We start from the raw sequence: 12,243 nt of genomic DNA, 5'->3' as shown, positions 1-12,243 counted from the left end.
CGCGCCCGGCGCGCCGCGGAGAACCGTGAACGCCACAGCACATACGCCCTCAGCGAGCACACGCCTGCGTGTCCTGCTCGCCGCCCTCGTCTCCTTCGTCCTCGTCGCCGCCGGGGCGATGGTCAGCCCACCGGCCCACGCGGCTGCGGCGACCGTCACCGCGGCGGTGTCGTCCGCCGACACCAGCGGCCTCACCGTGCAGGTGCGGGCCGAGGGCCTGCCCGACGTGACGGGCGTCTATGCCGCACTGATCGTGTCGGGCACCGAGAGCGGCATCTCCGCCGGTGGTGGCTACGCCGCGTTCGCGCTGCCCTTCCCGAGCGTGCAGCAGGGGGCCGCGTCCTTCACGCTGCAGGCGCCCGTGGCGTCCCTGGACCGGACGAAGACGTACGAGGTGCTCGTCTGGCAGCAGCACACCGCGCCGACAGCCGCCACGATCTACGGCCGCGGCGACGTCACGGTGACAGCTGCGCAGTGGGACACGGTCTTCGGAACGACGCCCGTCGAGCCGGGTGAGACGGAGCCGGGAGAGACGACTCCAGGCGAGACGGAGCCGGGGGAGACGACTCCCGGCGAGACGGAGCCCGGAGAGACCGAGCCCGGGGAGACCGAGCCCGGGGAGGCCGAGCCCGGGGAGACGGAGCCCGGGGAGACGGCCCCGGGCGAGACCGAGCCGGCGCCCGCCGAAGCCGCCATCGAGGTGTTCCTCGCCGACGGCACGACGCCCGCTGCGGGCGCTCGCCTCCAGGCCGGCGACGAGATCGTCGTCAAGGGCACCGGATACGACCCGGCCGCGAACGTCGGCGGACGCGGCGTCCCGATCCCGTCGAATCTGCCCCAGGGCGCCTATGTGGTCTTCGGCAACTTCGCCGCGACGTGGCAGCCCTCGCAGGGGGCGCCGTCCTCGGCGCGTTCGGTCGGTGCTCAGGCCTGGGCGCTCGCCGAGGATGTGCTGACCCAGGTCCCGACGCAGTACCAGGGTGCGATCCGCGCCCAGTGGGTGGACATCTCGCCCGACGGCTCGTTCCAGGTCACGCTCACGCTCAAGGACACCCCGGCGACGCCCGGCTCCTACGGCGTGTACACCTACCCGGCAGGCGGTGTCGTCAACGCCGACCAGGAGCGCAGCGTCGCTCTGGACTACCGCATCGCCTCGGGGCTGACGACCACCGTGACCGCGGCGACCGCCGAGGACGGCCTCACGGTCACGGCCGCGGCGACGAAGCTCGGTGCCGTCACCGGTGCCTACGCCGCGCTGATCGAGAAGGGTACGGAGGCCGACGTCACCGCCGGAGGCGGCTTCCTCGCGATGCAGTACGTGCGCGGCATCACCGGCGGCGGCTTCAGCGTCGACCTGACCGCGGCGGCGAGTGCTCTGGACCGCTCGAAGACGTACGAGGTGATCGTGTGGCAGCAGCACACGATGCCGACCGCGGACACCATCTACGCGCGCTCCACCGTCACGGTCACCGACGCGCAGTGGAACGCCTTGCTGCCCTCCTCCGGACCGTCGGTCACGACCGCCGTCACCGGCGCCACCGCCGCGGACGGGCTCACGGTGAAGGTCACTGCCGCGGAGCTCGGCGCGGTCACCGGCGCCTACGTGGCGCTCATCGAGGCGGGGACGGAGTCCGAGGTGACCGCCGGCGGCGGCTTCCTCGCCATGCAGTACGTCCGGAACATCGGCTTCGGAGTCTTCGCCGTCGACCTGAACGCGGCGGCGAAGAACCTCGACCGGACGAAGACATACGAGGCGATCGTGTGGCAGCAGCACACGATGCCGACCGCCGACACCATCTACGCGCGCGCAGCGGTCACGATCACCGACGCGCAGTGGCGCGCACTGCTCGGCGAGAAGCCGACCGAGCCGAAGCCCCCGGTCACGCCGATGCCCCCGGTGACGCCGGCGAAGCCGGCCGCGACCGTCCCCGGCGGGTCGCTGCGCTGGGCCATCTCGTCCTCGTTCACGAACTACATCACCGGCCCGATCGCCCAGGGCGCGATCGCCGTGTCCGGTGGCGCCACCCGGTCCGGCGGCCAGTTCCAGTTCGGGCAGACCGTGGGCGGCGACTTCGACGCGGCTTCCGGACGCGGCAGTGTCGTCTACCGCGGTGCCGTGCGCTTCACCGGCCACCACGGGGTGCTCGACGTCACGGTCGCCGATCCGATGATCCGGATCACCTCGGCGTCCTCCGCCACGCTGTTCGTGACGAGCGGGGGTGCGCAGGTGCCGTTCGCGACCCTCGACCTCTCCCGCGCCGTCCGCACGACGGCCGGTGGCGCCGTCACCTACACGGCGGCACCCGCCGCCCTCACGGATGCCGGACGCGACCGCGTCCTCTCGGGGTACGGCACCACGCTCAACCCCGTCTCGTTCACGATCGGCTCCGTCGCCGCCGCTCCGTCGGGTACGACGGGAACGGTCGCGGCGGCCGCGGTCGTCCCGAAGGCCACGCTCCCGACGACCGCGCCGACGGCGGCCGGCATCGAGGTCGACGAGGAGAACCTCGCCGCGCTCGCCGCCGGGAAGACGGCCACGGTCTCCGCCTCCGGCTTCCGTGCGAACGAGGAGGGCATCAAGGTCGTCGTGTACTCGACCCCGGTGCTGCTCGGCACGGTGACGGCCGACGCGGCGGGCGTCGCGACGTGGTCGGGTGCCCTCCCGGCCACACTCGCGGACGGCGAGCACACGCTCACCTTCCAGGGCTCGGTCGATCGCGGTCTCGCGTTCACGCTCGCCAGAGCGACCACGGAGATCGGCGTGTGCACGGTCGAGGGGGCGACCCTGCACTGGGGCTACAAGGAGTCGTTCCGCACGTACATCGAGGGCATCGCGCGGGGCGGCTGGACGCTCACCGACGTGGCCTACGAGTACCCCGCCTTCGTGTGGTCGAACGGCACCGGTTCGCTGCACGACGCGGCGGGCTCGGGCCTGGTCACCTACGGCGGCAGCATCACCTTCACGGGCCACGATGGGGCGCTGAACACGACGCTGGCGAACGCGCGGGTCGAGCTCACGGGCGACACCGGCTACCTCGTGTTCGACGTGACCGGGACCACGCAGGCGGGAGAAGCGGTGGCGCAAGAGGGCGTGCGTCTCGCCGAGTTCGCCCTCGCGGACGCCGCCGTCGTCGACGGCGCGCTGACCCTCGATGCGGTTCCCACGACGCTGACCGCGGCCGGTGCCTCCGCGTTCGGCACGTATGAGGCGGGCGAGGAGCTCGACCCGGTCTCCGCCGTGATCCCGGTCGACGGCGCCTGCGGCACTCCCGCCGAGGAGGAGTCCGAGCCGGAGGCCGAGGCGGACGCGGCGGTGACCGCGATCAGCGCGCCGGTCGCCACCGAGGAAGCTCCGGTGTGGCCCTGGATCGTGGGCGGTCTGGTGGTCGTGGCGCTGGCCGCGACGGGCGGCGTGCTGATCGTGCGTCGCACCCGGAGGGGGGAGCCGGCCGAGACGACGACCGAGGTCTGAGTCCGGCGGCTACCGGAACCGCCCTCCCCGGTGATCGGGGAGGGCGGTTCCGTGTGCGGCTGCGTACGCCCGCAGAGGGTGGGACAATGGAGGCATGCCCTCCCACGACACCCACCAGACCGTCGAAGCGACCGTGCGCCGCGTACCGCGGTACGGCGTGCTCATGGGCATCGGGGTCGTGCTGGGCATCATCGCCGCCGGCATCTTCACGATGGTCGGCAGCTTCGAGCAGTCGCAGGCGCTCGACGTCGTCTACCCGCCTGGTCAGGTCTTCGGCTTCCTGCTGCTGTGGACCGTGCCGATCGGGCTGGCGCTGGGTGGCGTCGCCGGTCTCGTTCTCGAGCGGATCGCCCGCCGCCATGACCGCGTCGTGAGGGTCGACCGGGAGACCGTCATCGACGAGGACGACACGACGACCGACCGCGCCTAGGCGAGCTCGGCGATCACGGGACGGATGGCGGAGTCGAACGCCACGACGTCCCGGCGGAGCCCATCGGTCACCGCGACCGTGAGGTCGCCGATCCACCAGATCCCGCGCTGCGACAGCGGCAGCACCTGCACGTTCAGCTCGAACGAGTGCGCGCGGCGTCCGATATCGCGTTCGAACTCCGCGATCGCGCTCGCGTACGCCCGATAGGCGTCTCCGCCCGTGTGGCTCTTCATCGACCCGACGTATCGGTCGTGCGCGGCGTTGGCATACCGGAGCGCAGTGCCGGCATGCGGACGGATCGCGGTCGAGAGCGCTTCGGCGCCGGTCGCCGGGAGGGCCACCAGGGTGTCGAAACCGTCGATCAGCTCGAGCGGGACGCCGGAGTGGTGGGCCCGCGGCTCCACGGTCATGTCCCAGTAGCCCTGCCACTGCGTCTCGACCTCGGGGGAGGCGTCCGGAGCATCGGGCGCGCGCACGGACAGGTCGCGGAGGGACGGCAGATCGAGGGGCGCCCTGATGCCCAGCAGCTGGCGCAGGGCGAGCGCGACGAGCACGGGGACGCTCGCGTCTTCGCGGATGAGCCACTGCGGCTTGTCGGCCATGGCCCCCATCGTAGGCGGGTGCGGCAGCCGTGCGGAGTCCCGGCACGGTAATGCCCACTGCGAGCCGCGTCAACCCTCGCTGTGATCGCCGCACCCGGGGGTAAACCTGCTCACACGTCGGCGGCCGTCGGCGGGAGTCGAGAGGAAGAACGATGTCGCAGAGCAATGCAGAAGGTGCCGCGGGCAGCGGTACGACCGAGTCTCCGGGCACCGTCCGGACCGCCGCGCATGAGGCCGCGGGTGTCGCCGACACGGCGAAGGGCCAGGCCGCGGACGTCGTCGAGACGGCGAAGGCCGAAGCCGGGGCGGTCGCCCACGAAGCCAAGGATCAGGTGCGCGACCTGTACCACCAGACCAAGACGGAGCTGTCGGAGCAGGCGGCGGTGCAGCAGCGCCGCGTCGCGGACGGACTCCGGTCCGTGGGCGGGGAGCTGGGCACGATGGCGGAGCGGTCCGACGGCGGTGTCGCCGCCGACCTCGTGCGCCAGGCGTCGACACGCATCCAGGGCATCGCGGGCTGGATCGGCGACCGCGACCCCGGTTCGCTGCTCACCGAGGTGAAGTCCTACGCGCGGGCGAAGCCCGGCACGTTCATCGCGGTGGCTGCGCTCGCCGGTCTCGTCGCCGGCCGGCTGACCAGGGCGCTCTCCGAGGGTGCGGCGGAGTCCGCCTCGTCCGGCGCGGCATCGGGCTCCGGCTCCCCGTCGGTGGCGGGAGCGGCGGCCCCCGCGGTCCCGCCGCGTCCCGTCGTCGCCCCGGCGACCACGCCCGGCGCCGTCCCCGGCAGCGCGGGCGCCGCGGGAGTGGTCGGAGGCGCGGGCACCGCAGAGAACACCACTCTCGGTGAGCCGCCGCTGCCCACCGACGGCACCGTGCCCGGAGCGCCGGACGGCATGAGCGGGATCGATGCCGGCACCGCCCCGTGGGGCGTCACGCCGCGCGGCGAGACGGTCGACGACGGGGACACCCCGCTCTACGACCGCACCGACGCCGCCACCCGCGGATCCGACGAAGAGGGGCGACCATGACCGACGCCACCCCCACGCCCTCGGAGCAGAAGGCCGAGACCACGTCACTCGGCGATCTGCTCAGCGAGGTCACCACCGATCTGTCGACCCTCATGCGGCAGGAGCTGGAGCTGGCCAAGGCCGAGCTCAAGCAGTCCGCCACGCGCGCGGGCCGGGGGGCGGGGATGCTCGGCGGAGCGGGATACGGCGCACTCATGGCCGTGTTCTTCCTGTCGGTCGCCCTCTGGTGGGCCCTCGGCGCCTACGTCACCGGCCTCGGCTGGTCGGCCGTGATCGTCGCCGTCATCTGGGCGCTGATCGCCCTCGTCCTGTTCGTGATGGGACGCAAGCAGTTGAAGAGCATCGAAGGGGCTCCGCGCACCGTGGACAGCCTCAAGCGCATCCCTGATGCGGTGAAGAGGAATGAGGAGAACAAATGAGCGACTCACCCGACGCGATCCGCGCCGACATCGAGCGGACCCGAGCGGAGTTCGGCAGGGATGTCGATGCCCTCGCCGACAAGGTCACCCCCTCGAAGGTCGTGCACCGGCAGACGCAGAAGATGAAGGGCGCCGTGCGCTCGGCGGTCGACCGTGTCATGGGCGCCGCCGACGACGCCGGGGACCGATTGGGGGACGCATCCTCCTCGGTCGCCGACGCCGGACGGCACACCGTGGCCAAGGCGCAGGGCAATCCGCTGGCGGTGGGGCTCATGGCCTTCGCTGCGGGGCTCGTCGTGGCCGCCGTCATCCCCGCCTCCTCGAAGGAGAAGGAACTGGCCGAGGACATCAAGGAGAAGGCGCAGCCTCTCGTCGACGAGGCGACCGACGTCGCCAAGACCATCGGCCAGGATCTCAAGGAGCCGGCGCAGGAGGCCTTCGCCACCGTCAAGGACGAGGCCGCCGGTGCCGCCGCCCACGTCCGTGACGACGCGACCCACGCGGTCGACGAGGTCAAGAGCAGTGCGCAGGACGCCCGCGACAACGTCGCCGGCGGGAACTGATGCCCGCGCACCCGCCACATGAAGGGCCCGGTCCGATCCGTCGGACCGGGCCCTTCGCGTGCCGAGGGCCGGGTCAGGTCTCGATGCCGGTGCGTCCCGGTGCGGAGTCTGCGCGGGTCCGGACGCGCCGGCTGAGCAGGACCCCCGCCGCGAGGGCCAGCACCGCCCCGGCGGCGAGTCCGATCAGGCCGCCGGCGTCGCCGCCGGTGGCCGCGAGGCCCCGGGAGGGGGGAGCGGGCGGCGTCGCGGGAGCCGAGGGGGAGGGTGGCTCGACCGTGGTCGGCGGGGTGGTCGGGGATGGCGGGGAGAGCGTGGTCGGGTTGCGCAGCTCGACGGTCACGACGGAATCCGCGCTGATCGTGAGCTGTGCGCCTCCGTCGGTCGCGGTCACCCCGTCGCCGGTGAACTGCGGGCTTCCCCACACGACACCGGGCACGGCCTCCGCGGTGTGCTCGGACAGCGTCACGACCGCGCCCACCGGGATCTGCGCGACGTCGCGCGCGGTGCCGTCCGCGGGCAGCATGAGCGTTCCGGTCACCGCACCGTCCGCGGTGGGGTAGGAGTAGTCGACGGCGAACGTCGCATCGGCCGGGACGAGGGATGCTCCCTCGCCGACGATTCGTTTCGCGACCGAGAACCCGCCGCGCCCGTCCCCTTCGCCGTCGCCGCCCGCCACGCTCGCGGTCACGGTCGCCGTGGTGGTGGTGACGCTCGATCCGGAGACGGTGTTCGCGAACACCTGGCCGTTGTGCGCATCCGCCGGCAGCTCGGTCTGATACGACAGCCGATACAGGCGGTCGGCCTGCGCCGGCGCCGTGAGCTCCACGGTGAACGACGAGCCGGCGTCGCCCGGCGTGAGGACGAAGTCCGACCCCGCTGAGAGCGGGTGGAAGTCCGCCGGGTCGAACAGGCCGCCTGCCCACGCGTCGGTCGCGACCGAGCCGATCGCCACGGTGTCGGGCAGCAGGTTCAGTCCCGGGGTCGCGGTGTCCGTGAGGGTCGGGCGTTCTCCACCGAGCAGTCGTCCGGGGACCCAGATGTACCACTCGATCGTCCCGTCGGTCGTCTGCACGCCCGACTTGGTCGCATCCGTCGGCACCGGCTCCGGGCGCTGGGGGCCCACGCCGCCGCCGGGGATCTCCACGGTGATCGGACCACCGTCCCCGGTGGTGAACGTCACGGTGTCCTCCTCGGTGGACTCCTCCGCCTTCATCTGGAAGAACAGGGTGCCGTGGACGTTGTCATGCGTGAGGACGTAGTCGCTCAGCGTGCAGGCGATGGCGGTCGCCGCGACGGTGCAGGTGCCGACGGTCGCGCCGGCGGGGTCCCGCAGGGGGAACGTCGCAGCCACCCCGACGAAGCGGGGCGTCGTGGGAAAGGCGAGCGAGAAGGTGTCCCCCGGTTGCGCGCTGTCCGGAACGGCCCAGGTGGCCTCGAGTCGGAGGGTGTCGTACAGGTGGATGTCGCCTGTCGGTTCCACCACCGTCACCGCCGTGATGGCATCCAGCTCCGCCGCCTGCGCCGTCGGCGGCACCGCGAGTCCGACCAGGGCCAGGAGGGCGACGGCGCTGCTCGCCACGCCCCGGCTTCGCCTGCGTCGTCGCTCCGTTCTCTTCTTCTGTATGCGCACAGTCCACCTCTCCTGTTCTTTCCGGGACACCCGGTCGTCGAGCCCGCACGATTCGCCGACAGACTCTCACATGCGCGGATGATTACGCTACATATGAGGACGTTTCGGTATCGCTCGATCCGCCCCGCGCTCGAAGCGGGCCGCGAGCCGACGGCGCCCGCGGGCGGTAGGCTGTTCGAGTGGCTGCCTCCCCCACCAACCCCTATTCCGAAGCCGGCGTCGACACCGCGGCGGGTGACCTCGCCGTCGAACTGATGAAGTCGTCCGTGCGCGCGACGCACGGCCCCGAGGTGCTCGGCGGTGTCGGCGGTTTCGCCGGTCTGTTCGACGCCAGCGCCCTGCGCGACTTCCGGCGTCCGCTGCTCGCGACCAGCACCGACGGCGTCGGCACCAAGGTCGCCATCGCGCAGGCCATCGACAAGCACGACACGATCGGCCAGGACCTGGTCGGCATGGTCGTCGACGACATCGTCGTGGTGGGCGCGAAGCCCCTGTTCATGACCGACTACATCGCCTGCGGCAAGGTCGTCCCCCAGCGGATCGCCGACATCGTGCGCGGCATCGCCGAGGCGTGCGCCGCGACGGGCACCGCGCTCGTCGGCGGCGAGACGGCGGAGCACCCCGGTCTCCTGGGTCCGCGCGACTACGACGTCGCCGGCGCGGCGACGGGCGTGATCGAGGCCGACGCCATCCTCGGCGCGGAGCGCGTGCAGGACGGCGATGCGGTCATCGCGGTCGCCTCCAGCGGCCTGCACTCCAACGGCTACTCGCTCGTGCGCCACATCATCACCCGAGCCGGGATCTCCTACGGCGACAACGCCGCAGACTTCGGTTCGACCTGGGGCGAGGCTCTGCTCGAGCCCACGCGCCTCTACACGCTGCCGCTGCTGCGCCTGATCGAGGCCTCCGGCGGGGTCCACGCGCTGAGCCACGTCACCGGCGGCGGCATCGCGGCGAACCTCGCGCGCGTGCTCCCCCAGGGAAGCTGGGTCGAGGTCGACCGCAGCACCTGGTCGCCGAGCCCGGTGTTCCGCGTGCTGAGCGACATCGCCGGTTCCACGCTGGAATCCGCCGAGGGCACCTGGAACCTCGGCATCGGATTCCTCGCCGTGGTGGCGGCGGACAGGACGGACGCCGCGATCGCGGCGCTGAACGCCGAGGGCATGCCCTCCTGGCAGGTCGGCACGGTGGGCTTCGGCCCGCGTCCGGCCGGCGAATTCGAACAGGGCGCCAAGGGCGTCGATGGTGGAGCAGTGCGCCTCGTCGGCGCCTACGCGGACGGAGCGAAGTAAGAGCCCATGTGCGGCATCGTCGGAATGGTGGGCTCTGCCCCGGTCAATCAGGACATCTACGACGCCCTCCTGCTGCTGCAGCATCGCGGGCAGGACGCGACGGGCATCGCCACCGCCGAGGCGAACGGCGTCATGCACAACGCCAAGGCCCAGGGTATGGTGCGCGAGGCGTTCCGCACCCGCGACATGCGCGGACTGCTGGGCAACGTCGGTCTCGGCCACGTCCGCTACGCCACCAAGGGCACCGCGTCCAGTGAAGAGGAGATGCAGCCGTTCTACGTGAACGCGCCCTACGGCATCATCCTCATCCACAACGGCAATCTCACGAACACGCGCGAGCTCGCCGCCGACATGGCGCAGCGCGACCGTCGGCACCTGAACTCGTCCAGCGACACCGAGCTGCTGCTCAACGTGCTCGCCGGTGAGCTGCAGGCCACGACCTCCACGGTCGACCTCGACCCGGACCGGATCTTCGAGGCCGTCGCCCGCACGCATGACCGCATCGAGGGCGCGTACGCGGTGATCGCCGTCATCGCCAACTACGGCCTGCTCGCGTTCCGCGATCCGTTCGGCATCCGTCCGCTGATCCTGGGCCGCCGCCCTTCCACGGTCCCCGGAGCCGAGGGCAAGGACGAGTGGGTCGTGGCGAGCGAGTCCCTCGTGCTGGAGAACGGCGACTACGAGGTCGTGCGCGAGGTCGAGCCCGGCGAGGCCGTGTTCATCACGAACGAGGGCGAGCTGTTCACGAAGCAGTGCGCCACCGAGACGCACCTCGCACCCTGCGCCTTCGAGTACGTCTACCTCGCTCGTCCCGACTCCGTCATGAACGGCATCTCGGTGTACGAGTCCCGCCTGCGGATGGGCGACAAGCTCGCCGACACGATCGCGAAGCACGTGCCGATGGACAAGATCGACGTGGTCATGCCGATCCCCGACTCGTCCCGTCCCGCGGCCATGGAGGTCGCCCGCAAGCTCGGCATCGAGTACCGCGAGGGCTTCTACAAGAACCGCTACGTCGGCCGCACCTTCATCATGCCGGGGCAGGCGGTGCGCAAGAAGAGCGTCCGTCAGAAGCTCAACGCCATGTCGACGGAGTTCCAGGGCAAGAACGTGCTGCTGATCGACGACTCCATCGTGCGCGGCACCACCTCGAAGGAGATCATCCAGATGGCCCGGGATGCCGGAGCCGCCTCGGTGACCTTCGCCTCCGCCGCCCCGCCCGTCCGGCACCCGCACGTGTACGGCATCAACATGCCCTCGCGGCACGAGCTCATCGCCCACGGCCGCACGATCCCCGAGATCGCGGAGGAGCTGGGCTGCGACCACCTCGTGTACCAGGAGGTCGACGACCTGAAGGCCGCGATCACCGAAGGTTCCGTACTGGAAGACCTCGACATGAGCTGCTTCGACGGCCGCTACGTCACCGGCACCGTCACCGACGAGTACCTCGCCTGGGTGGAGGGGTCGCAGACCTCTTGATGTCCGGGTCCCTGAGCTCGCCGCAGGGCCGACCCCTCTGGCAGGGGCGCGCCCTCGCGTTGATCGGGATCGTGCTGGTCGCGTTCTCGCTGCGGTCGGCGGTCGCCTCGCTCTCTCCTGTCCTCGACCACGTCGCCGAGGACTTCCCGGTGGCCCCCGTGATCGTGGGGCTGATCGGCGCGGCTCCGCCCGTCTGCTTCGCGCTGTTCGGACTGCTGACCCCGCTGTTCGAGCGCCGGTTCGGGCTGGAGCGGATGGCGGTCGTGGCGATCGTGCTGATGGCGGCGGGCATGCTGCTGCGCGGCCTCGCCCCCGACTCCTGGAGTCTGCTGGCCGCGACCGCCGTCGTGTTCGCCGGTGTGGGATCGGGCAACGTCCTGCTGCCGCCGCTGGTCAAGAAGTACTTCGCCGACCGGCTCGGCGTCATGATGACCGCATACTCCACGACGCTCGCGGTCTCGACCTTCCTCCCGCCGCTGGTCGCCGTCCCCGTCGCCGACTCGCTCGGGTGGCGGATCTCGCTGGGTATGTGGGGCGTGGTGGCCGCCCTCGCGCTCGTGCCCTGGGTCACGCTGCTGGTGCGCTCCCGCGGCGACGACCGCGCGGTGCCGACGGAGCTCCTGGTTCCCGACCCCACCGACGGCGTGGACGATGTGCGCGACGCGGTCGCCGCCTCGACCGGGCCGATCACGACGCAGTCGGCGAGCCCCCGCGTCTTCGGCCGGCTCTGGCGGCTGCCGTTGGCGTGGGCCCTCGCGCTCGTGTTCGGCACGTCGTCGACCATGGCCTACGTCGCCTTCGCCTGGCTGCCCACCATCCTCGTCGACCTCGGTGGCGTGACCCCGGCGACCGCCGGCTTCCTGCTCTCGCTCTTCGCCCTCGTCGGACTGCCCTGCTCCATGCTCGTGCCGGTGCTCGTCGTGCGGTTCCAGGCCACCCGCCCGCTGTTCTTCGTGGCCGTGGTGGCCGGTCTCGTCGGGCTCGCCGGTCTCCTGCTCTTCCCGACCGTCGCGCTGCCGCTGTGGGTGGCGATCTTCGGGCTCACCGCGATCATGTTCCCGCTGAGCCTCGTGCTCCTGAGCATCCGGGCCCGTACGCCGGAGAGCGCAGTCGCCCTCAGCGGCTTCGTGCAGAGCATCGGCTACGCGATCGCGGCGGTGTTCCCGCTCCTCGTCGGCCTTCTCCACGACACCAGCGGAGGGTGGCAGGTGCCGCTTCTCGTGGTGGCAGGGGTGCTGGTCGTCTCGGTGCCCGCGGGCATCATCGCCGGTCGCCGCCGCACGATCGAGGACGAGTGGGAGCGGCGTCACGGCCGCTGGTGACGATGG

10 protein-coding genes are annotated in these 12,243 nt (G+C 71.7%); 8 read left to right on the top strand and 2 right to left on the bottom strand.

What is annotated here, in order from left to right; genetic code table 11:
• The first annotated feature begins 25 nt into the window (after positions 1 to 25).
• Both AC2W7E_RS14240 and AC2W7E_RS14235 read left to right on the top strand, forming a co-directional pair.
• Positions 26 to 3,472, top strand: a complete 3,447-nt coding sequence (locus AC2W7E_RS14240) for an HtaA domain-containing protein (protein ID WP_485989365.1) — start codon at positions 26 to 28, stop codon at positions 3,470 to 3,472.
• Positions 3,473 to 3,566: 94 nt separating this feature from the next.
• Positions 3,567 to 3,902, top strand: coding sequence for a hypothetical protein (locus AC2W7E_RS14235; protein WP_025104721.1), 336 nt, complete (start codon positions 3,567 to 3,569; stop codon positions 3,900 to 3,902).
• On the opposite strand, the gene AC2W7E_RS14230 is transcribed toward AC2W7E_RS14235, so the two are convergent.
• Entirely contained in the window at positions 3,899 to 4,504 is a 606-nt protein-coding gene (locus AC2W7E_RS14230; protein WP_029989711.1) for a hypothetical protein, read from the bottom strand. The two genes, AC2W7E_RS14235 and AC2W7E_RS14230, sit on opposite strands and share 4 nt — an antisense overlap.
• A gap of 152 nt (positions 4,505 to 4,656) precedes the next feature.
• Here AC2W7E_RS14230 and AC2W7E_RS14225 point away from each other — a divergent pair, with 152 nt between their 5' ends.
• From AC2W7E_RS14225 to AC2W7E_RS14215, 3 genes are read left to right on the top strand one after another with little or no spacing between them, the layout of a single operon-like run.
• The gene (locus AC2W7E_RS14225) at positions 4,657 to 5,532 is read left to right on the top strand and encodes a hypothetical protein (RefSeq protein WP_378869294.1); all 876 of its coding nucleotides are present in this window, start codon (positions 4,657 to 4,659) and stop codon (positions 5,530 to 5,532) included.
• Positions 5,529 to 5,951, top strand: a complete 423-nt coding sequence (locus AC2W7E_RS14220) for a phage holin family protein (RefSeq protein ID WP_025104718.1) — start codon at positions 5,529 to 5,531, stop codon at positions 5,949 to 5,951. The genes AC2W7E_RS14225 and AC2W7E_RS14220 overlap by 4 nt, the downstream gene beginning before the upstream one ends.
• Positions 5,948 to 6,514 carry a DUF3618 domain-containing protein gene (locus tag AC2W7E_RS14215; protein WP_378869297.1) on the top strand — a complete coding sequence of 189 codons (567 nt, stop codon included), beginning with the start codon at positions 5,948 to 5,950 and terminating at the stop codon, positions 6,512 to 6,514. The genes AC2W7E_RS14220 and AC2W7E_RS14215 overlap by 4 nt, the downstream gene beginning before the upstream one ends.
• Before the next feature lie 73 nt (positions 6,515 to 6,587).
• Here the strand turns inward: AC2W7E_RS14215 and AC2W7E_RS14210 are convergent, their stop codons facing one another.
• The gene (locus AC2W7E_RS14210; protein ID WP_378869300.1) at positions 6,588 to 8,093 is read right to left on the bottom strand and encodes a DUF5979 domain-containing protein; all 1,506 of its coding nucleotides are present in this window, start codon (positions 8,091 to 8,093) and stop codon (positions 6,588 to 6,590) included.
• A gap of 230 nt (positions 8,094 to 8,323) precedes the next feature.
• Here AC2W7E_RS14210 and purM point away from each other — a divergent pair, with 230 nt between their 5' ends.
• Genes purM through AC2W7E_RS14195 form a run of 3 tightly spaced genes read left to right on the top strand, consistent with a single transcriptional unit; the run spans position 8,324 to position 12,237 of the window.
• Positions 8,324 to 9,436 (top strand): phosphoribosylformylglycinamidine cyclo-ligase, encoded by a 1,113-nt coding sequence (gene purM / locus AC2W7E_RS14205; RefSeq protein ID WP_378869303.1) that lies wholly within the window; start codon positions 8,324 to 8,326, stop codon positions 9,434 to 9,436.
• A 6-nt stretch (positions 9,437 to 9,442) separates the two neighbouring features.
• Positions 9,443 to 10,915 (top strand): amidophosphoribosyltransferase, encoded by a 1,473-nt coding sequence (purF, locus tag AC2W7E_RS14200; protein ID WP_025104714.1) that lies wholly within the window; start codon positions 9,443 to 9,445, stop codon positions 10,913 to 10,915.
• Positions 10,915 to 12,237, top strand: coding sequence for an MFS transporter (locus AC2W7E_RS14195; protein ID WP_029989706.1), 1,323 nt, complete (start codon positions 10,915 to 10,917; stop codon positions 12,235 to 12,237). Before purF ends, AC2W7E_RS14195 begins: the two co-directional genes overlap by 1 nt.
• Positions 12,238 to 12,243: the final 6 nt, after the last annotated feature.

It is taken from the genome of Microbacterium sp. CFSPD4_SD4, from assembly GCF_057364585.1.
Note: the sequence above shows the minus strand (reverse complement) of the source record. Positions and strands in the feature narration are given on the sequence as shown.